This window comes from Haloarcula nitratireducens, assembly GCF_019599505.1.
Genome location: NZ_RKLT01000001.1, coordinates 185,050 through 206,434, shown reverse-complemented (window position 1 = coordinate 206,434; position 21,385 = coordinate 185,050). Strand labels below are relative to the sequence as shown.

Here is a 21,385-nt window from a genome sequence, read left to right as displayed (position 1 = left end):
CTCAACCCAGCTCCTTCCACTCGCTCCCGCAGTCGGGACAGACGCGCACCTTACCGACCTCCGCGGGGTCGTTGTTCGTCGCCAGCGACTCCTCGCAGGTGGTACAGGAGAGTCGCCCGTAGTTGTCTTTCTCGATGTCGCCGGCCCGCAGTCCCTTCCTGACCGAGTCCATGTGCCTCCCTGTGACACCCGCGGGTAAAAAGACCGCGGCGTTCCGGAACCTTGTTCGGGGCTTAGCGACGAACCGCGTACGTGTCCCGGCGAACAGTGTTCGGCTCGCTACTCGGGTTCGTCTTCCTCATGAACCTCTCCCGGGTAGTGTTCGCGCCGCTCATCGAACCCATCCGAGCGGCGACCGGTGCCAGCGACGCCACGCTGGGGCTGCTGGCGACGCTCGTCTGGGTCGGCAGCGCGGTCCCGCGTCTCCCGACGGGGTACCTGCTGACGCGGCTGACGCGAGCGCAGGTCATCTTCGGGTCCGGCGTCCTGCTGACCGGGGGGACGGCGTTCGTCGCGCTGAACACCGACCCGACGCTGTTGCTCGTCGGCGGGTTCGTGATGGGGACCGCCAGCGGCGTCTACCTCATCGCGGCCAACACGCTCGTCAGTGAACTCTTCCCCTCCGCGCCGGGGCGGGCGCTCGGCGGCCACGGCGTCGCCAGCCAGGTCGCCGCCGTCGCCGCCCCCACGCTGGTCTCGGCGGCGCTCGTCGTCGGCGACTGGCAGACCACGCTACGGGCGATCGCCGTCGCCGCCGCGGTGACGACCGTCGCCTTCACTCTCGTCGCCAGGCGGACCGACTTCCCGGAGGCCGGAACGGCCGACCGCGACCTCCTCGCGGCGGTGCGCTCACAGTGGCGCATCGTTCTCACCGCCGTCGTCACCATCGGCCTGACCTCGATGGTGTGGAACGGCCTGTTCAACTTCTACGTCACCTACCTCACGACGATCGGCTTCACCGAGGCGACGGGCCGCACCCTGTTACAGGTCACCTTCGGCGCGGGCGTCCCGGCCTTCTACGTCAGCGGCCGCCTCTCGGACCGCCTGCCCGCGGTCCCGTACATGCTCGTCATCCTCGCGATCTTCGCCGGCTGCGTCCTCCTCCTGCCGACGCTCGGCGGCTTCTGGCCGCTCGCAGCGCTCGGCGCGGTGATGGGGTACGCCATCCACAGCATCTTCCCCGCGGTCGACACCTACCTGCTGGGGTCGCTTCCCGACCGCCATCGCGCCAGCGCCTACGCCGCCTACGGGGCCGGGATGATGCTGCTGCAGGCCCCCGGGAGCGTCGTCGTCGGCGGCCTGCGCGGCATGCGGGTTCCCTTCCCGATTATCTTCGAAGGGCTCGGTGCCGGGCTGGTCGCCCTCTTGTTCGTCTTGCTGGCGCTCCACCTCGACGGCCGGCTGCCCGAGACCGCCGAGGCTTGAATCGGTATGCGGTCAGAGAGGGTCCCAACGAACAGCCAGAAATCCTCCGGTCGGTCCTGCCCCGTTGAGACACCGACCGGGTGGGGCTTTCTGGCTGTTCTGAACCGCTATCCTATCTCTGGGAACAGACGGCTCGACTGCCTCTAGCAGGGCTTTCTAACTCTTCAGAGTCCACCCTGCGACGGTGAAGCGTGCCAGTGCTAGTCCGGAAACGCTGAAGCCCCTTCGGACCGGCCACTCGGTATGAACCCGACAGGAGACGACTTCGCCGGCGTCGTCGACGTCTTCGGCGCGCTCACCCGGGCGGAGCTCGGGGAGGCCTGCGTCGAGCTCGCGTTCAAGCGCGGCGAGGACGCAGCGGCGGAGGCGTTCGACGACGGAATCGACGACGCGCTGGCGGACTATCACCTCGTCCGCGTCGCCGACCACGACGCGGACGCCGACGGCCCCCTCCTCGTGGTCGGGCCGGCGGCGTTCCCGCGGTTACCCGAGGGCGCGGAGGACCTCCCACACATCATGGACGTCCCCGACCGGAGCCTCTCGGACGAGGCGGTCGCGAGGGCCGCCGAGGAGCGCTTCCGCGAGGACGCGGTCGTCGCGGTCGAAGCCGGCGACGACGAGCGCATCGCCGACCTGCTAGACGTGAGCTACGACCTCGAAGCGTGGGGACCGGTCGAACTGGGCGAGGCTCGCGCCCGTCTGGACGACGCCGGATAGGGGGCAGACAGCGCCGCGACGGCCGACCGGCCAGCCGGCTGACCGCCCGAGGGCGGCGAACCCACCCGAGTTAAGGACGTCGGTCCCGTGGCTCCCGTATGGACTTCGACCGGCTGGCCGCCCACGACCCCGTCGAGGTTACTGACGAGGAGCGCGAGGCGGCCGTCGTCGTCCCGGTCGTCAGCCGGTCGGACGGCGAGGGGATCCTCTTCACCAAGCGCGCCGATCACCTGCCGGACCACCCCGGGCAGATGTCGTTTCCGGGCGGCGGGCGCGAACCCGAGGACGACGACCTGCTGGGGACCGCGCTGCGAGAGGCCAACGAGGAGATCGGCTTAGATCCGCAGGCGGCCCACGTCGTCGGCCGCTTAGACGACATCCGGACGATAACGCACTACTCGGTTCGGCCCTTCGTCGCGCGCATCCCCGACCGGGAGTACCTCCCCGGCGACGGGGAGGTCGCGGAGATCGTCGTGCTCCCGCTCTCGGAGCTGACGGATCTGGACAACTACGAGTCCGAGCATCGCGACCACCCCCACTACGGCGAGATCCGACTCCACTTCTTCTACGTGAACGGCTACACGGTCTGGGGGGCGACGGCGCGGATGTTCGTCCAGTTGCTCGAACTGGCGACCGACTGGGAGATGCCGCCGGAGCCCGACCGCTACGCCGGTCCCGACGACGACCTCCCGGAGAGCGTCCGCGACGAAGTGAGTTAAACGCGGACCGAGAACGGCTGAGGGGCGAGCGAGAACGACAGGGCTTTGCGCTCCGAGACGAAGGCACACAACCGATGACAGCGCTCTCGACAGTGACGCTCGCCGACGTGGGTATCGACGCGGTCGCGCTCAAACCCGCCGAGGTCGACCCGCGAGCGGCCGCCGACCTCGCCGTCGAGACGCTGGCGATAGACTACGAGGGGCACACGCACGTCCCCGGCCGCGAGACGCTCTCCGCGCTCTCCGAGGACGCGACCGTTCGCGTGACGACGCCGGTCCGCGCCGACGGCTACGACCCGCTCGGCGACGACGGCGCGCTCGCCGCGCTTCCGGACGCCGTCGAGCGGGTTCTGGTGGCCGGCCACAGCGCCTATCTCACCGACGCGGAGGCCGACCGAGCGGTCGCGCCGCGCCTCCGAGCGGCCGCGGCCGACGCCGCCGATCCGTGGGTCGGCACCGAGGGCATCGAACGCCTCGCGCTGGCCGTCGGCGGGACGCAGTACGAACTGCTCTCGCGTTCGACCGCGCGCGACGTCCGGGCGCTCCGCGCCGCCGGGTTCGACGGCGGCGTCGCGGTGTACGCGCCGTTCGTCCTCACCCCCGACACCGACGTTATCCTCGACGCCGTGGGAGCCTACGCCGCCCGCCGTCGCCCCGTCCGTCGAGCGCTGCCGGACGGCGCACCGACCGACAGCGCCGCGAGCGGCCGAGCGCGCGAGGTGCTCGAATCGGGGGTTCGGGACTACGCGCTCGTCGGCGCGCCCGACGCCATCGCCGACCGGACCGACCGACTCCGCGAGGCCGGGGTCGACACCGTCGTCGGCTACCCGGCCCGCGGGCTGGGACCGCTGCTCGGGTAGATGCGCGTCGCAGTCGTCGGCGGTGGCGCGGTCGGACTCGTCGCGGCCGCCGACCTCGCAGAACGCGACGTCGACGTGACGCTCTACGAACGCGACGAGTTGGGCAGCGGCGCGACCGGCCGGGCCGCGGGCATCTGCTACGACGCCTTCGCCGGGGAACTGGACGCCGCCGTCGCCGACCGCGCGCTCGCCCGGTACCGCGAGTGGGACCTGCTGGAGCCGTGCCCGTACGTCTGGGCCGCCCGCGAGCGCGGCGACGAGACGGCCGTCCGCGGACAGGTGGCGGAGATGCAGTCGCACGGCAGAGCCGTCGAGCGGATCTCCCCCGACGAACTCGGCGAGCGGTATCCGTCGTTGCGTACCGGGGGTATCGAAGCGGCCGGCATCGCCACCGCCGCCGGGTTACTCGACCCGGACGCAGTCGTTGCCCGACTCGCTGACCGTGCCCGACAGCGCGGCGTCACCGTCGAGACGAACGCGCCCGTCTCGCTGGTCGGACCGACCGCCGTCGAGACACCGTCCGGTAGGCGGGACTTCGATGCCGTCGTCGCGGCCGCCGGGCCGGCGACGAAGCCGCTGGTCGCCGACGCGGGCGTCTCGCTCGCACTCAAGGCCTTCCGGACGCAGGCGCTCGTGACCGACCCCTTCGAGGAGACGCTGCCTTCGTTTTACGACGCGACCGAGGAGTTCTACTGGCGTCCCCGCGGCGACGCCCTGCTCGTCGGCGGCGGCGCGCACGCGGCCGACCCGACCGACTGGGACGCCGAGGCGGACCCGGCGTTCGTCGAGACGGCCCTCGGAAACGTCCGGTCGGCGACGACGCTCGATCCGACTCCCGACCGCGCGTGGGCGGGCCTGTGCACGGCGACGCCGGACCGCGATCCGCTGGTCGGCCGCGTCGCCGACGGCCTCTGGGTAGCGACCGGGTGGCAGGGTCACGGGCTCATGCGGGCACCGGCGATGGGGGAGTTCGTCGCCGAGCGGATCTGCGGAACGTCACCGCGAATCGACGCGCCGCTCTCCGACCGCTTCGACCCGACGCGGTTCGACGGCGAGGAGTCGTTCGACCCGCTCGGCGACCCGACCGCCGACTGGTGACGTGTGCGTCGTAGAACAGCGTAAACGAATCGGGAGGCCGCGCTACTCGTCGGCGTCGTCGGTATCCGGGTCCCGTTCCTCGAAGTCGTCGGTCTCGGCGTCGTACTCGGAGACGCCGTACTCGTCGGTCTCCGCGTCGGGTTCGCTCGCGTCGTCGTCGCCGACGGTGGATTCCACGTCGATCTCCTCGCTCGCATCGGTTCCCGCGACCTTGGGGATACGGACCTGTAGCGTGCCGTTATCCTTGAGCGTCGCCGAGGCTTCGGCGGCGTCTACGTCGGCGTCCTCCGGCAGCGTCACCGAGCCGTCGAGCGCCAGACCGCGGCCGGGATAGCGCATCTCGAACCCGTCGTGGAAGTCCCGGAAGCGGTCCACGCGGACCTCGACGCGGTCCTCGACGTAGCGGACCTGCAGGTCGCTGGCGGTCGCCCCGGGGGCGTCGAAGACGACGAGGTAGGCGTCGTCGGACTCCAGCAGGTCCGCCGGTAGCGGTTTCTTCTCCTGGACGCGACCCGCCGCCCGACCGAGGTTCTCGAATATCTTGTTGCTGACCGACTCGCCGACGTCCCGGATCATAGCTCGACGGCCTCCAGGCAGTCGGTGCCGCCGCAGTACGGACAGGAGAAGTCGGCGACGCCGACGTCCTCGGGCATGTCGTACGTGTAGTGTAGCTCGAACATATCGAGCGTACAGTCGTCGTCGGTACAGACGACCTCCAGGGTGGCTGGCATACCGTCACGTTGGCCCGTGAGAGACAAACCGCTTTCGGAGACGGCACCGTTCCGCGGGACGGTCGCAGCCGTGCGTAGTCCAAGCCCGGCATACTTCAGTGCGGACCCGATAGACGGTCTATGACCGACGAGCACGGCGGGTTCGAGGGGGTCCGTGAGAACGTCGACGGCCACCCGATGGTGAACCTCGTCTCCTATGCGACGCCGTACTGGGTCCGCCTCCTCGTCGGCATCCTCGCGGCCTTCCTGACTCGCTTCGCGCGGCTCGTCCCGCCCATCGTCGTCGCTGCCGCCATCGACCGCGTCGTCCTCAACAGCGGCGAGCCGGGGCTGCTCTCGGCCGCTGGGCTGCTCCCGACGACCGCTATCGCCGGCGAAGCCGCGAAGCTCGCCTTCCTCCGTCGGCTGGTCGTCATCGCCGCTCTCGCGTACCTGCTCCGCTCGGTGACCCGGTTCGTCTCCCGCTACCTGCTCCAGTCGAGCGCACAGAAGATACAGCGCGACCTCCGGAACGACACCTACGACCACCTGCAACACCTCTCGATGGACTTCTTCACGGGCCACCAGACCGGCGGGATGATGTCCATTCTCAACAGCGACATCAACCGGCTGGAGTCGTTTCTCAACACCGAGTTCCGACAGCTGATCCGCGTGGTCGCTACCGTCGGCGGCATCGCCGCCGTCCTCTACTGGCACTCGCCGACGCTGGCGCTCATCGCGCTCGCGCCGGTCCCGATAATCGGTATCGCCAGCGGCTACTTCCTCTCGTGGATAGAACCCCGTTACCGCTCGATCCGGCGCACCGTCTCGCGGCTCAACACCCGACTGGAGAACAACCTGAGCGGCGCGCCGGTCATCAAGGCCTTCGACCGCTACGAGTTCGAGAACGAGCGCGTGACGGCCCAGAGCCAGACCTATCACGACGAGAAGGTGGCGGCGCTCCGCATCCGTCGGGCCTTCTTCGCCGGGTTGCGGCTCCTGACCGGCGTCGTCTTCGTCGCGATTCTCTACGTCGCCGGGCGGGACTTCGTCACCAGTCCCGACGGCGCGGCGGCGCTGCAGACGGGGACGTTCGCGCTCTTCTTCCTCTACCTGCGTCGCCTCTACTCCCCGATGCGCCGGGTCGGGAAGTCCGCGAACAAGTACCAGCTCGCCAAGTCCAGCGCCGAGCGCGTCTTCGGCCTGCTGGGACGGGAGCCGACGATCACCGACCCGGCGGACCCGTACGCGCCCGACGACGTCGACGGAGAGGTCTCCTTCGATGACGTGACCTTCGGCTACGAGGCGGACCGCCCGGTCCTGCGGAACGTCTCGCTGGACGTGCCCGCCGGCGCGACGGTGGGACTCGCCGGGCCGACCGGCGCGGGGAAGTCGACCCTGCTGAAACTCGTCCCCAGATTCCACGACGTGGACTCGGGCGCAGTTCGCGTGGACGGCGTCGACGTCCGCGAGTACGGATTACAGGCGCTCCGAGGGGAAGTCGCCGTCGTCGAGCAACAGCCCTACCTCTTCTCGGGTACCGTCGCCGAGAACGTGGCCTACGGCGACCGGGAGGTGCTCGACGGGGAACGCGGGGGGAGCGAGGAGGCCCGCGAGCGGGTCCGTGAGGCGGCTCGGGCCGCACAGGCCGACGAGTTCATCGCGGCGCTGCCCGAGGGCTACGACACGCAGATCGGCGAGCGCGGCGTCAAGCTCTCCGGCGGCCAGCGCCAGCGCGTCGCCATCGCCCGGGCGCTGTTGAACGACCCCGAGATCATCATCTTCGACGAGGCGACCAGCGACGTGGACACGGAGACCGAAGAGCGCATCCAGGCGAGCATCGAGCGCCTCGTCGAGGACCGGACCGCCTTCGTCATCGCCCACCGCCTCTCGACGATCCAAGACGCCGACCGAATCATCGTCATGGACGACGGCGAGATCGTCGAGCGCGGGAGCCACGACGACCTGCTCGCGTCGGAGGGGGACTACGCCGACCTCTGGCGGGCCCAGGCCGACGAAGGGCCGCTCGAAGCGGACGACTGAGCGGGGCGGAGAAGCGGACCGGGTCCGACCAGACACCGTTTTACGCGTCGGCCGACAACTCGCGACCATGACCGCAGACCCCGAGACGCTCGACGTGACCATCGTGGACGGCTACGTCGACGAACCGGCGCACTTCGGGGTCCCGCCCTACATCTCGACGTACCCGCGCTACGCCGCCGGCGCGATGGTCGAGGCGGGCGTGCCCCGAGAGCAGATTACGTACCACACGATCGACGAACTCCGCGAGGAGCGCCGCCTGTGGCGCGACGTCGAGGAGGCCGACCTGCTGCTGTACGTCGGCGGGATGACCGTTCCCGGGAAGTACGTCGGCGGGACGCCGGCCGAACCCGACGAGGTGCGCGAACTGGCGTGGACCGCCGACGGCACGTCCGTGATGGGCGGCCCCGTCCGCTTCGGCGTCGGCGAGTCCAACGAGGGGGCCAGCGAGACGGCCCGCGACGACCTCGACTTCGACTTCCTGGCGATGGCCGACGTGGAGGCGGCCGTCCACGACCTCGTCGAGTCCGGCCTCGAGGGGTTCGAGGACCGCTATCGCTCCGTCGAAGAGGAGACCCGGTGGGCGCGAGCGGGCGCGTTCGTCGTCGAACAGCACCCCAACCACCCGGAGTACCTCATCTGCGAGATGGAGACCTCCCGGGGCTGTCCATACCGCTGTTCGTTCTGCACGGAGCCGATGTACGGCGATCCGGACTTCCGGCCGCCCGAGAGCGTCGTGGACGAGGTCGACGCCCTCTCCGACCGCGGCGTCGCTCACTTCCGCCTGGGCCGACAGGCCGACATCCTCGCCTACGGCGGCGACGGCGAAGCCCCGAACCCGGACGCGCTCCGCCGTCTCTACGGCGGCATCCGCGAGGTGGCCCCCGACCTGGAGACGCTCCACCTCGACAACATGAACCCCATTACCGTCGTCGAGTGGCCCGAGAAGGCCCGCGAGGGGATCCGCGTCATCGCCGAGCACAACACGCCCGGCGACACCGCCGCGTTCGGCCTGGAATCGGCGGACCCGCTGGTTCAGGAGGAGAACGACCTCAACGTCACCGCCGAGGAGTGTTTCGAGGCCGTGAAGATCGTGAACGAGGAGGCCGGGTGGCGGCCTAGCGAGGCGCGGAGCGCCTCGGAAAGCCGAGCGGCGAAGCCGCGAGGCCCGGAGGTCGGCGAGGACGCGCCGCGTCGCCTCCCGAAGCTCCTGCCCGGCATCAACCTCCTGCACGGGCTGAAAGGCGAGCGCCGCGAGACGTTCGAGCACAACAAGGAGTTCCTCCGGCGGGTCTACGACGAGGGGTACATGCTCCGCCGAGTGAACATCCGGCAGGTGATGGCCTTCGAGGGGACCGACATGGCCGACACCGGCGCGCAGATCGCCAAGGACCACAAGCAACTGTTCAAGCGGTACAAGCAGGAGGTCCGCGAAGAGATCGATAATCCGATGCTCAAGCGGGTCGCCCCGCCGGGTACGGTGCTTCCCGACGTGCATCTGGAGTACCACCAGGACGGCAAGACGTTCGGCCGCCAGCTGGGGACCTACCCGCTGCTGGTCGGGCTTCCGGGCGAGCGGGAGCTCGGACGAACCATCGACGTGGCCGTCACCGGCCACGGCTACCGCTCGGTGACGGGCGTGCCACACCCGCTCGACGTGAACAGCGCCTCGATGGACGAACTGACGACAATTCCCGGTATCGGGAAGAGCCGCGCCGGCGACATCGTCGTCGGCCGTCCCTACGAGTCGGCCGCCGAGGTCGGCGAGGACCTGATGGAGTTCGTCACCGCGCGGTCGCCCGAGCGAGCTGACTGACGGGCTACCGGGCATGGGCCAGAAGGTACTTCTGATTCGCCATCCCACTCCGAACCAATGACTGCTGTAGAGGTGAGCGTCGTCCTTCCGGCGTACAACGAGGCGGACACCATCGAGGAGACCGTCTCGGTGACGCTGGAGACCCTCGCCTCCTTCCTTCCCGAAGGGTCGTTCGAAGTTATCGTCGCCGAAGACGGCTGCGCCGACCGGACGCCGGAGATAGCTACCCGCCTCGCGAACGAGGACGACCGCGTCCGCCACATCCACTCGGAGACGCGCCTCGGTCGCGGCGGCGCACTGGAGTACGCCTTCGAGCGGGCCGAGGGCGAGACGCTGGTGTACTTCGACACCGACCTCGCCACTGACATGCGCCACTTGGAGGAACTCGTCGAGAGCGTCCGATCGGACGAGTACGACGTGGCGACCGGCTCGCGCTGGATGGCCGAGAACCGCGCCGACCGACCGGTCAAGCGCGGCGTCCCGAGTTACGGCTACAACACGCTGGTCCGAGGGGTCTTGCGCTCCGACCTCAAGGACCACCAGTGCGGCTTCAAGGCGTTCGACCGGCAGGCGTTCGAAGCGCTCGCGCCGACCGTCCAGGACGAACACTGGTTCTGGGACACCGAGATGCTCGTCAAAGCCCAGCGCCGGGGCTTCCGCGTCAAGGAGTTCCCCGTCGACTGGACGCCGAAGGGCGACTCGAAGGTCGACATCGTCCGGGACGTCTTCGGCATGGGGAGCCAGATCCTCCGGACCGGCTGGGAGCTCTCGGTCAGCCCCCGAATCACCCCTCGCGTCTCGTTGGGCGCGGGGACGATGCTCGTCGTCGTCGCGCTCCTGTTGATGACGCAGTACCTCAACCCGCAGACGGTGCTCGACGAGATGGCTGGCGCGGACCCCGCGCTGATCGCCGTCAGCGCCGCCATCTACGCCGTCTCGTGGCCGCTTCGCGGCGCGCGCTACCGCGACATCCTCGATACGATGGGGTACCACGAGCGCTGGGACTTCCTCACCGGCGCGGTGTTCATCAGCCAGACGGGGAACCTCGTGTTCCCGGCGCGGCTCGGCGACGGCGTGCGCGCCTACGTCGTGAAGGCGCGCCGCGCCATCCCGTACCCCACCGGGTTCGCGTCGCTGGCCGTCGAGCGCGTCTTCGACCTGCTGACGATCACGGCGCTGGCCGGCACCGTCATGCTGGGGCTGGCCGCCACCGGGTCGGCCGGCGAGCTACTGGCCGCGCTGACCGGCGGGGCCAGCGGCGACACCGCACGGAGCGGCCAGACCGCCGTCATCGTCGCCGCCGCCGTGGGCGTCGCGGCCATCGGGGCCGTCGGCGTCATCGTCGCCAGCGCCCGCACCGACCGCAACTTCGTGCGGTCGGCCGTCGGCCGGCTGAGCGACGACTCCTACGCCGACTACGTCGCCGGCGTCGTCGAGACGTTCGTCGCCGACATCCAGACGGTGACCGCCGACGGGTCGGCCTTCGCTCGCGTGGGCCTCAGCAGCCTCCTCATCTGGACGCTGGACGTGGTGACCGCGCTGGCCGTCTTCGCGGCCTTCGGCTACCAGCTCGACCCCTCGCTCGTCGCCGTCAGCTTCTTCGCGGTCAGCGTCGGGAACCTCGCGAAGGTGCTCCCGCTCACGCCCGGCGGCGTGGGGCTGTACGAGGGCGCGTTCACCATCATCGTCGCGCCGCTGACCCCCGCCGCTATCGGCGTGACGGTCGCTCTCAGCGTCGCGATCGTGGATCACGCGGTGAAAAACGCCGTCACTATCCTCGGCGGCGTCAGCTCGATGGCGTGGCTCAACGTCTCGCTGACGACCGCCGTCGAGGAGTCCCGGAGCGCGGGCGACATCGAACCCGAGACGACCGACTGAACGCACCGATTCGGACGATTCTCTTCGGTTGGTCGCCGATTACGGCGCCAATCGGACGTGAGATCCACCGATAGTTTATGTATATTGTCAACGTATCGCAAGGTAGTGTCTCGACAATGTACCGAAACGTCGGCGGGTACGACCGCATCGGCCGGGCCGTCTTCGGACCGCTCCTCGTCGTCATCGGCGCGGCGATACTGCTGGGGAGTGTGAGCCTCGACCCGGGACCGCCCGGCACCGCCGTCGGCGTCCTCGCGCTCGCCGTCGGCGTCGTGTTCCTGCTGACCGCAGCGACGCAGTGGTGCCCGCTCAACGCGCTCACCGACATCGACACGACCGAGGGCAAGCGGACGATCGGCCGCCCGAGAGACGAGGTCGAACCCGGGAACCGAACCGAGTGACGGCCCGACACCGCGACGCACCGGGACAGACAGTCTCGAACGGTATCGCTCGCGCGTAGCGCACTCGTCTCATCGCTGTCGGTCGGGAGCGGTCCGAACGCGCTCGACGGCGACCTCCGCGGGATTCTGGCTCCCGACGGCGACGCACGTAGTGGCCGGAACTCCCGGATGAATCATTACGGTTGTTATTTGAATGGTTGTGCGTTGCTCACACAGACGAGCGTCTCGTGGCGTGAGCCGCCCATCCGCGGATCGATACCACAAACACTAAATGACTTTCGGACGGATTCGTTCTTACCGATTGCCGCCGGGTTCTACGGTTGGCCCCATCACCCGGTGAGCCTCGCTTTCGCAACCAATGAGCGAACACACACGAACGCGACGACGAACCGACGAAGAGGAACAGACTACGGAATCGACGGCGACCGCCTGCCCGGAGTGTTCCGGGTCGCTCGTCATGGACGACGAACACGGCGAGACGGTCTGTGAAGACTGCGGGCTGGTCGTCGAGTCCGACGAGATCGACCGCGGCCCGGAGTGGCGCGCGTTCGACTCCAGCGAGAAGGACGAGAAGTCCCGCGTCGGCGCGCCGACGACGAACATGATGCACGACAAGGGCCTCTCGACCAACATCGACTGGCGAGACAAGGACGCCTACGGCAACTCCCTCTCGGGCAAGCAGCGCCAGAAGATGCAGCGCCTGCGCAAGTGGAACGAGCGGTTCCGCACCCGCGACTCCAAGGAGCGCAACCTCAAGCAGGCCCTCGGCGAGATCGACCGCATGGCCTCCGCACTGGGCCTTCCGGAGAACGTCCGCGAGACGGCCAGCGTCATCTACCGCCGGGCGCTCGACGAGAACCTGCTCCCCGGTCGCTCCATCGAGGGCGTCTCGACGGCGTCGGTGTACGCCGCCGCCCGGCAGGCCGGCGTCCCCCGCTCGCTCGACGAGATCACCGAGGTGTCCCGCGTCGAGAAGAGCGAGATCGCCCGCACGTACCGCTACGTCGTCCGCGAGCTCGGACTGGAAGTGAAACCCGCGGACCCCGAGAGCTACGTCCCCCGATTCGCCTCCTCGCTCGAACTCTCCGACGAGGCCGAACACCGCGCCCGCCAACTCCTCCAGAACGCCAAGGAGCAGGGCGTTCACTCCGGGAAGTCGCCGGTCGGCCTCGCCGCCGCCGCGGTGTACGCCGCCGCGCTCCTGACCAACGAGAAGACGACGCAGGCGGCCGTCAGCGAAGTCGCCGACATCTCCGAGGTCACCATCCGCAACCGCTACCACGAACTGCTCGAGGCCGAGCAGGGATTGACCGTCGCGTAGTCGCTCTCAGTCACAGAGGCGAAGCCGCCCGCTACCCGTCAGCGCGTCTTTTTACACGCTCGAACGACCGTCGAAGAATCACACCTGATAACCACGGAGGTACGTTTAATCTACTGGGCTGTCGGATTGCGGACATGGCTTCAGAAATCGGTCAGACCGACCAACGCTCGGTCGGTTCGGGTGGGACGGGAGACGAACTCGGCAGTGCTATCGACGAGCTGCTCCGCGCGTCCGAGAACGTCTCCGGGAGTTCTCAGGAGATCAGCGACCTCGCGAACGAACAGTCCGACAACATGCGGGAGGTCGCCGGCGAGGTGTCGAACCTCTCCGCGACCGTCGAGGAGGTCGCCTCCAGCGCCAGCCAAGTACGACAGGTCAGCGAACGCGCCCGCGGGCTCGCCGACGAGGGCCGAGACGTGGCCGACGACGCCATCGACGCGATGGAGTCCGTCGACGAGGCCAACGAGAACGTCTCCGAGGACGTCGAGCAGCTGCGCGACCGCATCGACGAGATCGACGCCATCGTCGACGTCATCAACGACATCGCCGATCAGACGAACATGCTCGCGCTGAACGCCTCCATCGAGGCCGCTCGCGCCGGGGAAGCCGGCGAGGGCTTCGCCGTCGTCGCCGACGAGGTGAAGTCCCTGGCCGAGGAGTCCCAGCAGAACGCCACCGAGATCGAACAGCTCGTCTCGAACATCAAGGCCGACACCGAGGACACCGTCGGCAGCATCGACGACGCCAACGCACAGGTCGAGGAGGGCATCGAGCAGGTGAGCCGGACCGTCGAGATCCTGCGCGACATCGACGAGGCCGTCGAGGAGGCCGCCCGCGGTGCCGAGGAGGTCGCCTCCGCGACCGACGAGCAGGCCGCCTCGACCGAGGAGGTCGCCAGCATGGTCGACATGACCGCCGAGAACGCCGAGGAGGTCGCGACCGAGATCGAGCAGATCGCCGCCGCCAACGAACAGCAGACCGCGAAGATAAACGAGATTCAGAGCCTCGTCGAGCGGAACTGAGGGCGGTCCTCGCTCGCGGGCGTGAGTATCGTTTCGGTCGGCGGCGCGACGGAACCAAAACACACCTAACCGGGTCACTTCTACTGCCGGCACATGGAGACGAGACACCGGGTCGTCACCGGCGACGCCCGCGAGTTGCCCCTCGAAGCCGACAGCGTCGAACTCGTCGTCACCTCGCCGCCGTACCCGATGATAGAGATGTGGGACGACATCTTCGCCGCCCTCGACCCCGCCATCGGCGACGCGCTGGACGACGGCGACGGCGACGAGGCCTTCCGGTTGATGCACGACGCCCTCGATACCGTCTGGGCCGAACTCGAACGCGTCCTCGTCCCGGGCGGCATCGCCTGCATCAACGTCGGCGACGCCACCCGGTCGCTGTCCGACGGCTTTCGCTCGTATCCGAACCACGCCGAGGTGACCGACCGACTGACCGACCGCGGCCTCCGGGCGCTCCCGGACATCCTCTGGCGGAAACCGACCAACAGCGGCGCGAAGTTCATGGGATCGGGGATGGTCCCGCCCAACGCCTACCCGACGCTCGAACACGAGCACATCCTCGTCTTCCGCAACGGCGAGCGCCGCCGGCTCGAACCCGGCGCGGACCGCCGCTATCGGAGCGCGTACTTCTGGGAGGAGCGCAACGAGTGGTTCTCGGACCTCTGGGAGCTCCCCGGCGAGAGCCAGACGCTCGACGACGGCCTGCGAGATCGCTCGGGCGCGTTCCCGCTGACCGTCCCGCACCGGCTCGTCTCGATGTTCTCGGTGTACGGCGACACCGTCCTCGACCCCTTCCTCGGTACCGGCACGACGACGCTCGCCGCGATGGTCGACGCCCGCAACTCCGTCGGCGTCGAGCGCGACCCGGACCTCGTGGCGGCGCTCGACGACCGCGTGGCAAGTGTCGCGGATCGTTCCGAGCGGCTGGCCCGCGAGCGACTCGCCGCCCACCGCGAGTGGGCCGCCGAGAACGACCCGAACTACGACGCCGAACACTACGACTTCGCGGTCAACACCAAACAGGAGCGCCGCGTCCGCCTCTACGCCGTCGACTCGGTCGAGCGGACCGACGACGGCTACCGCGTCTCGCACGCGCCCGTCGAGTAAAGGGACGTTTTTGTGCGGTTCGAGCGAAACGCCGGCATGGACTTCACCTCCTTCACGCTGCTCGCGGCCGGATCGGACCTCGCTATCGAACCGTCGGCCCGCGAGGCCGCCGACGGCGTCGAACTGCGGATGGACCTCGCCGACGCGCCGCTCTCGCAGCTCGATGCCTACGACGGCGATCTCCCGATACTCGTGACCAACCGCGCCGAGTGGGAGGGCGGCGAGGCCGCCGACACCGCAGAGCGCCTCGACGCGCTGGAACGGGCCGTCGAGTACGACGCCGTGACGGCCGTCGACCTCGAACTCGCCGCGCTCTCCGGAGCGGGCGACCACGACGCCGGCCGGGTCGCCGACCGCGCCCGGGACCACGGCGCGTCGGTGGTCGTCTCGACGCACGACTTCGAGGCGACGCCCGACCGGGACGCCATCGTCGACCGACTGGAAGAAGCGTGTGCCCACGGCGACGTGGGCAAGATGGCGTCGACCGCACACTCGCCCGACGACGTGCTGGCGATGCTCGGGGCGACCCGCGAGCTATCGGCCGCCGGCGAGCGGGTGGCGACGATGTGCATGGGCGAGGCCGGGCGACACTCCCGGGCGGTCGCGCCGCTGTACGGCTCCCGAATCGGTTACGCGCCGGTCGACCCCGCTGAGGCGACCGCGCCGGGCCAGTACGACCTCGCGACGCTCCGGTCGCTGGTCGAGCGGCTGTCGAGCGACGCCTGACCGGCCCTACTGTGCGAGGTTTCGGAGTTCTTCGCCCGATTCCAGTCGCTCGACGTTCTCGGCGACGATGTCGGCCATCCGCTCCCAGTACTCCGGCGTGTGGCCGGCGTTGTGCGGCGTGACCAGACAGTTATCGAGGTTCCACAGCGGGTGGCCGTCCGGGAGCGGTTCGGGATCAGTCACGTCCAGCGCCGCTCCCCGGAGTTCGTTGGTCTTCAGCGCCGAGACCAGCGCGTCCGTCTCGACGACCTCGCCGCGGGCGATGTTGACGAGGACGCTGTCCGGATCGAGTAAGTCGAAGGCCGACGCGTCGACCAGTCTCTCGGTCTTCTCCGTGAGCGGACAGGCCAAGACGAGGTAGTCCGTCTCCGGCAGTCGCTCCTCGAACTCGTCGAAGCCGATGATCTCGTCGGCGGGGCCGCCCTTCGAGGGGCTGTTTCGGACGCCGATGGTCTCGACGCCGAAGGGGTCCAGTCGATCGAGGATGGCACTGCCGATGGCACCGGTCCCGACGACGGTGACCGTCGAGCCCTGCAACTCGTCGGCTCGATAGTGACTCCACGTCCCGTCGCGGCTCCGGTCCCATCCCGTATCGAGGTGGCGGGCGAAGGAGAGGACGTACGCCATCACCTGCTCGGCGGCGGGCGGGCCGTGGACGCCCGAGGCGTTGGTGACGCGGACGTCGTTGGCCGCGAACGCGTCGGTCGGAAGGTGGTCCGTGCCGGCGAAGGTGCAGGCGAACAGTTCGAGGTCGTCGGCCGACTCGACGGCGTCCGCGTCGATCTCGAATCCCGTGACGATGCGCGACTCGGCGACGAGTTCGTCGTACTCGCTGGGTTTCGAGGCGAGTTCGACCCGTTGCTCGGGGAGCCGATTCGCGAGGACCGATTGGTACTCTCGAGGCGACATCCCGTGGATGGGCTGATTCAACACGAGAACGTCTATCTCTGCCATTGCACGGAAGTCACCCAGACGGGACAAAAAGGTAGCGTCCGCCCTATCGGCCGTAGGTCAACCGCGTCGCCGCGTCGTCGAGGCGGTCCTTGAGGCCCGCGAGCCACGCGGCCGGCGAGACGGCCCGCGCCTCGCCGTCGTCGACCTCGATACGCGCGGTCCCGAACGGGTCCGATCCCTGCCCGTCCGTCGTGTCCACGACGGTGCTCATGCTACACCGACCGCAGGACTCGGTCTCTTTGCTCATACTCTACCGTGATAGTTCGGTCCCGCGTCGAATAAAAGTTCCCTCGCCGAGTCGCGACCGGTAGCGTGAGCGGTCGCGGCCGAAATCGCCCGCTACGCGACCGGGTAGCGGAGGAGGGCTCCGACGCCCTCGAACCCATCGTCGAACCGTTCGCCGCGGTCGTAGCCGGTCGGAACGGTGACGGTGTCGGCTCCCGTCTCCGAGGCCCGCTTCGAGAGCTCCTGTGCCTCGGCCGGGTCGAGGGAGTCAGAGACCAGCAGCGTCTCGACGGCTCCCTCTTCGAGCGCTTCCTCGGTGTCGTCCGGGCCGTAGACGGCCTCGTCGCCGTCGTCCAGCTCGCCGAAGAACCGCTCGACCGTATCGCGGGCGTCGGTCACGTCGAGCGCCTCCGCGTTCTCCGCGGCGTCGACCAGCTCTCGGAGGCCCTGCTCGGAGGCGTAGGACACCTCGAACGGGCCGACGACGCGCTCTTCGAGCCGCTCGTGGAGGTGATCGCCGTCGTGGAACTGCTCGGCCATGACCTCGCTCCCGCCGACGACGAGTCGGTCGATGTCGGGGTCGGGCGTCTCGCCGGCGACGTCGGCCTCGGGCAGGAACACCCGCTGGGCGGCGTCGCCGACCGCGTCGAAGAATTCGCCGGCGCGCTCCTCGCTGCGGTCCTGGAAGCTCTCCTCCGACCGGCCGGTGGCGGACTGCTTGCTCGGGACGTCGCTCTCGATCTCGTCGACGAGTTCGACCGACTCGGCGTCGTACCGGCCGAAGACGGCCGACTCTCGCGCGACGACGAGCAGTCCGTGCGTGCCGGCGTCGGCCGCTTCGGCGACCGTCGCGTCGAGCGGCGACGCGTCGAACTCGTTCGAGCGCTCGTACACCGACTCGGTCACCGACTCCGGCGGGTCGTCGAAGACGTACGTCCGTAAGTCGCCGTCGACGACGCCGGCGTAGACGACGAGACCGTTCGTCGGCGTCTCGTCGTAGTCGTTGAGGATGCGCTTGATCTCGTCCAGCGCCTCGCGGACGTGCGTCTGCGTGGTCTCGTCGGTGTCGAGATACGACGCCTCCGCGTGGTCTTCCTCGATATCTTCCAGGGTCTCGCCGAGCGGCTCCGTCGCGGGAACGGCGACCGACAGGAGCCGGTCCGTATCCGCCGACGCTGTCTCGACTGCCTCGATGCGGTTCCGCAGGTCGTCTGCATGGGTGCTCTCAGTCATCGAATGTAATATGAAGTCACGGTCAGTTCAGTGGCCCTGTACGCCGCTACGACGCGGTGGGCTGTCGCGGTCGTACTCGATCCGTAGCCGTCGCTCTCCGGTAAGGAGCGTGCTTGCAAACGCAACCCGACTCGTCGATTCGGGCCGAAGTTTTAGATGGACGACCGCCAGTGTACTGATATGGGATATCATCACATCTCGGTCGGCGACGTCTCACCGACCCCCGACCGGCCGAGCACACAGCGGTCTATCGACGCCGCCGCCTCGCTCGAACAGTTGGGAGCGAACGTCTACGAGGCCGACCCCGGTGAGCCGCTCCCGCTGGCCTATCACGTCCACGACGAGCAAGAAGAGGTGTTCTACGTGCTCTCGGGGACGCTCCACGTCGAGACGCCCGAGCGGACCTACGAGGTGGGGGCCGACGAGGTGTTCGTCGTCGAACCGGGCAGTCCGCAGCGAGCCTACAACCCCGAATCGGCGACGGAGCCGGTCCGCGTGTTCGCCGTCGGCGCACCTGCCACCGACGACGTTCACGCCTACGACCCGGACGCATGAGCGAGCGAGACGACACCGAGAGCGCGGTCGAGCCGACTGAACCGCCCGAGCAGGACCTGCCCGCGTGGGACGACGACTACCTCCAGTGGGTCGCTGGCCGCCTCCGGTACAACTACGACCTCGAACGGGACTACGCCGCCGACGGCGAGCGCTTCGACCTGTACGGCCGCCTGTTCGTCGAGAGTCAGAAGCAGTTCCTCCACCGCTCCATCAACTGGGCGAACTACGAGACCAGCGAACACCTCTTCGCCCGGCGCGCCGACGGCGTCTCCACTGCCGACCTCGACGCGCTGGTGACGCTCGGCCACGACCTCGCCGACGAGTGGATAGACGCGAGCGAGGAACACCACGGGACGGAGTTCACGTTCGTCCTCGTCGTCCCCTCGGTCCCGGACGAGGTGCGCTCGTACGTCTCGGGGTTCCGCGACCGGACGCTGCTGAAGTACGGCTACTACGGGAGCTACGAGGTGAACCTCGCCGTCGTCGCGCCCGCCCGGGAGGAGGCCGTCGCCAGCAGCGAGGCGGACGTGACGGCCGCGTTCGAACTGTGGCGGGACTTAGACGCGGAGCCGTCGGGACTGCTGGGACGGCTGCGAGCGCTGCTCGGGTGAGCGCTCGGCGTCGCCATCGCGGGGCACTCGAACGCGGAAAACGACGAAAAGAAGGGAGGGCTCGTCGCGTCGTCGTTCAGTCGTCGGCCGGGGCCGCACCGGGGCGTTCGCGCACCGACCGGATGTTCTTGTAGCCGATCCAGACCAGCGAGAGCGCCAGTCCAACGAGCACCAGCGCGAGGACGATCTGCGCCGCGACGGAGATGCGGGCGACGATGCCCGCCTCCGGCGCGAACCCGCCCAGCACGAACTGCTGATAGAGGTTCTGATAGAGCGCGAGGTACAGCAGCGCGATAATCGTGATGAGCGTCATCAGCGCCATCGGGACGCCGGTGCTGATGAGCTGTTTGTCCTCGTCCCAGTTCGCCAGCCACACCGTCGCGGTCAACAGCGCGAGCGCGGCCAGCAGCTGGTTCGCGCCGCCGAACAGCGGCCAGAGGCTCGCCCACGACCCGCTGGCGACCAGCGCGTACGCGATGAGGCATTGGATGGCGGCGTTCGAGTAGCGGTTGGTCCCGACCTCCTGCATCTGTCGCATGTAGACGGTGTCGGCGTCGGGCGTGCCGACGATCTCCTCGGCCATGTAGCGACCGAGGCGAACCGCCGTGTCGGTCGAGGTCAACAGGAAGCTCACGAGCACGAGCGCCATGAACACCGCGCCGACTTCGAGCGGGATGCCGAAGCTCGACAGCATGACGGACCCGCCGCTGGCGAAGTTCGGCAGGGCGCGGCCGATACCGCCGCCGGCCGTGACGCCCGCGATGGCGACCGTGCCGAGCGCGACCGTCGCCAGCAGGCCTTCCCCGAGCATCCCGCCGTAGCCGATGGGGCGGGCGTCGGACTCCTTGTTGAGTTGCTTCGCGGTCGTGCCCGAGGAGACCAGCGAGTGGAACCCGCTGATGGTCCCGCAGGCGATGGTCACGAACAGCAGCGGGAACAGCGGCAGCCCCGCGGTCCCCATGAAGCCGTAGTACGGTTCGAGTTCGATGACCAGCGGTTGCGAGGACGTTCCCAGCAGCGTGCCCACGACGACGGCCACCAGCGCCCCGCCGACCCCCGCGTACAGCAGGAACGACGAGAGGAAGTCACGCGGCTGGAGCAGCATCCAGACCGGGAGCACCGACGCGATGGCGGCGTACAGCAGGATGACCGGAATCCAGGCGGCGGTGTTCGCGCCCAGCGTGCCCGCAGCGGGCACCAGCGAGGCCAGTCCGGAGCCGAACAGGACGATGGTTTCGGGCGCGTAGGGCGACCCCTCGGGGGCCGGGAACAGCGCGATGGGGAAGTTGAGGCCGACCCAGACGCCGCCGAACACCGCGGTGACGAAGACGGCCGTCCCCGGGATGAACGGGAGGTCCAACTGATAGAGGTACACGCCGAATATCAGCGCCAGTGCGATGTAGACGAAACTCGCCGTCGCCGCCTGCGGATAGGCGTTGAACACGATAGCGACGACGAGCGCGAACACCGCCACGACGAGGATGATCGTCAGGAACGCGAACCACAGCAGCATCTTCTTCCCCCGTTCGCCGACGTACTCGCCGATGATGTAGCCGATGGACTTCCCCTCGTGGCGGAGACTGCCCGACAGCGAGACGAAGTCGTGGACGCTCCCCATCAGCGGGTTCCCGATGGCGATCCACAGCAGGGCCGGCACCCACCCCCAGACCACGCCGGCGGTGATGGGTCCGACGATGGGCGCGCCCCCGGCGATGCTGGAGTAGTGATGCCCCAGCAACACCGGTTTCTTCGAGGGGACGTACTCCTGTCCGTCCTCGTATTTGTGCGCCGGTGTCTCGTTCGAATCGTCCAGTTCCACGAACTGCGCGAGATACCTCGAATAGCCGAGGTATCCGATGCTGAACGTGAGCAGCGTGGCGACGACGAGCCAGATAACTTGTACCATAATATCTACCCTCATCCATATCTGTGCCCAAAAAGTATTTAATAATTGTGGAGATATCGGA

General features: G+C 68.7%; 22 protein-coding genes. 15 read left to right on the top strand and 7 right to left on the bottom strand.

What is annotated here, in order from left to right; translation table 11 throughout:
- Nucleotide 1 precedes the first annotated feature (1 nt).
- A complete protein-coding gene (locus EGH23_RS01045; protein ID WP_220578180.1) occupies nt 2-172 on the bottom strand; it encodes an HVO_0758 family zinc finger protein in 171 nt (56 codons plus the stop codon).
- Between the two features lie 128 nt (nt 173-300).
- Here EGH23_RS01045 and EGH23_RS01040 point away from each other — a divergent pair, with 128 nt between their 5' ends.
- From EGH23_RS01040 to EGH23_RS01020, 5 genes are all read left to right on the top strand, one after another.
- The gene (locus EGH23_RS01040) at nt 301-1,425 is read left to right on the top strand and encodes an MFS transporter (RefSeq protein WP_220579198.1); all 1,125 of its coding nucleotides are present in this window, start codon (nt 301-303) and stop codon (nt 1,423-1,425) included.
- Between the two features lie 243 nt (nt 1,426-1,668).
- Nucleotides 1,669-2,142 carry a DUF7109 family protein gene (locus tag EGH23_RS01035; protein ID WP_220578179.1) on the top strand — a complete coding sequence of 158 codons (474 nt, stop codon included), beginning with the start codon at nt 1,669-1,671 and terminating at the stop codon, nt 2,140-2,142.
- A gap of 98 nt (nt 2,143-2,240) precedes the next feature.
- Nucleotides 2,241-2,861: an NUDIX hydrolase gene (locus tag EGH23_RS01030; protein ID WP_220578178.1), complete on the top strand. Its 621-nt coding sequence runs from the start codon at nt 2,241-2,243 to the stop codon at nt 2,859-2,861.
- Nucleotides 2,862-2,935: 74 nt separating this feature from the next.
- Nucleotides 2,936-3,721 carry a DUF7388 family protein gene (locus tag EGH23_RS01025; protein WP_220578177.1) on the top strand — a complete coding sequence of 262 codons (786 nt, stop codon included), beginning with the start codon at nt 2,936-2,938 and terminating at the stop codon, nt 3,719-3,721.
- The gene (locus tag EGH23_RS01020) at nt 3,722-4,819 is read left to right on the top strand and encodes an NAD(P)/FAD-dependent oxidoreductase (protein ID WP_220578176.1); all 1,098 of its coding nucleotides are present in this window, start codon (nt 3,722-3,724) and stop codon (nt 4,817-4,819) included.
- A 42-nt stretch (nt 4,820-4,861) separates the two neighbouring features.
- Here the strand turns inward: EGH23_RS01020 and EGH23_RS01015 are convergent, their stop codons facing one another.
- Nucleotides 4,862-5,395 (bottom strand): Hsp20/alpha crystallin family protein, encoded by a 534-nt coding sequence (locus EGH23_RS01015; RefSeq protein ID WP_220578175.1) that lies wholly within the window; start codon nt 5,393-5,395, stop codon nt 4,862-4,864.
- The gene (locus tag EGH23_RS01010) at nt 5,392-5,550 is read right to left on the bottom strand and encodes a DUF7559 family protein (protein ID WP_164509621.1); all 159 of its coding nucleotides are present in this window, start codon (nt 5,548-5,550) and stop codon (nt 5,392-5,394) included. Before EGH23_RS01010 ends, EGH23_RS01015 begins: the two co-directional genes overlap by 4 nt.
- A 120-nt stretch (nt 5,551-5,670) precedes the next feature.
- Between EGH23_RS01010 and EGH23_RS01005 the strand changes: the two genes are divergently transcribed.
- The 8 genes from EGH23_RS01005 (at nt 5,671) to EGH23_RS00970 (ending at nt 15,840) form a co-directional block, all read left to right on the top strand.
- Nucleotides 5,671-7,572: an ABC transporter ATP-binding protein gene (locus EGH23_RS01005; RefSeq protein ID WP_220578174.1), complete on the top strand. Its 1,902-nt coding sequence runs from the start codon at nt 5,671-5,673 to the stop codon at nt 7,570-7,572.
- Nucleotides 7,573-7,639: 67 nt separating this feature from the next.
- Nucleotides 7,640-9,385, top strand: a complete 1,746-nt coding sequence (locus tag EGH23_RS01000) for a radical SAM protein (protein ID WP_220578173.1) — start codon at nt 7,640-7,642, stop codon at nt 9,383-9,385.
- Between the two features lie 57 nt (nt 9,386-9,442).
- Nucleotides 9,443-11,263: a flippase-like domain-containing protein gene (locus tag EGH23_RS00995; RefSeq protein ID WP_220578172.1), complete on the top strand. Its 1,821-nt coding sequence runs from the start codon at nt 9,443-9,445 to the stop codon at nt 11,261-11,263.
- 116 nt (nt 11,264-11,379) lie between these two features.
- The gene (locus tag EGH23_RS00990) at nt 11,380-11,664 is read left to right on the top strand and encodes a YgaP family membrane protein (protein ID WP_220578171.1); all 285 of its coding nucleotides are present in this window, start codon (nt 11,380-11,382) and stop codon (nt 11,662-11,664) included.
- A gap of 358 nt (nt 11,665-12,022) precedes the next feature.
- The gene (locus EGH23_RS00985) at nt 12,023-12,985 is read left to right on the top strand and encodes a transcription initiation factor IIB (RefSeq protein ID WP_220578170.1); all 963 of its coding nucleotides are present in this window, start codon (nt 12,023-12,025) and stop codon (nt 12,983-12,985) included.
- Between the two features lie 134 nt (nt 12,986-13,119).
- The gene (locus EGH23_RS00980) at nt 13,120-14,007 is read left to right on the top strand and encodes a methyl-accepting chemotaxis protein (protein WP_220578169.1); all 888 of its coding nucleotides are present in this window, start codon (nt 13,120-13,122) and stop codon (nt 14,005-14,007) included.
- Between the two features lie 93 nt (nt 14,008-14,100).
- On the top strand, nt 14,101-15,114 hold the full coding sequence (locus tag EGH23_RS00975; RefSeq protein ID WP_220578168.1) for a DNA-methyltransferase: 1,014 nt from the start codon (nt 14,101-14,103) through the stop codon (nt 15,112-15,114).
- Nucleotides 15,115-15,150: 36 nt separating this feature from the next.
- Entirely contained in the window at nt 15,151-15,840 is a 690-nt protein-coding gene (locus EGH23_RS00970; protein WP_220578167.1) for a type I 3-dehydroquinate dehydratase, read from the top strand.
- A gap of 6 nt (nt 15,841-15,846) precedes the next feature.
- Here EGH23_RS00970 and EGH23_RS00965 read toward each other — a convergent pair whose 3' ends face one another.
- From EGH23_RS00965 to EGH23_RS00955, 3 genes are all read right to left on the bottom strand, one after another.
- The gene (locus EGH23_RS00965) at nt 15,847-16,794 is read right to left on the bottom strand and encodes a D-2-hydroxyacid dehydrogenase (protein WP_220578166.1); all 948 of its coding nucleotides are present in this window, start codon (nt 16,792-16,794) and stop codon (nt 15,847-15,849) included.
- 43 nt (nt 16,795-16,837) lie between these two features.
- Nucleotides 16,838-17,041, bottom strand: a complete 204-nt coding sequence (locus EGH23_RS00960) for a DUF8007 family protein (RefSeq protein WP_220578165.1) — start codon at nt 17,039-17,041, stop codon at nt 16,838-16,840.
- 92 nt (nt 17,042-17,133) lie between these two features.
- Nucleotides 17,134-18,252, bottom strand: coding sequence for a baeRF10 domain-containing protein (locus EGH23_RS00955; RefSeq protein WP_220578164.1), 1,119 nt, complete (start codon nt 18,250-18,252; stop codon nt 17,134-17,136).
- Nucleotides 18,253-18,432: 180 nt separating this feature from the next.
- On the opposite strand from EGH23_RS00955, the gene EGH23_RS00950 reads away from it, so the two are divergent.
- Nucleotides 18,433-18,807, top strand: a complete 375-nt coding sequence (locus tag EGH23_RS00950; RefSeq protein ID WP_220579197.1) for a cupin domain-containing protein — start codon at nt 18,433-18,435, stop codon at nt 18,805-18,807.
- The gene (locus tag EGH23_RS00945) at nt 18,804-19,418 is read left to right on the top strand and encodes a DUF8052 family protein (protein ID WP_220578163.1); all 615 of its coding nucleotides are present in this window, start codon (nt 18,804-18,806) and stop codon (nt 19,416-19,418) included. The genes EGH23_RS00950 and EGH23_RS00945 overlap by 4 nt, the downstream gene beginning before the upstream one ends.
- A gap of 76 nt (nt 19,419-19,494) precedes the next feature.
- Here the strand turns inward: EGH23_RS00945 and EGH23_RS00940 are convergent, their stop codons facing one another.
- Nucleotides 19,495-21,324, bottom strand: a complete 1,830-nt coding sequence (locus EGH23_RS00940) for a carbon starvation CstA family protein (RefSeq protein ID WP_220578162.1) — start codon at nt 21,322-21,324, stop codon at nt 19,495-19,497.
- Between the last annotated feature and the right edge of the window lie 61 nt (nt 21,325-21,385).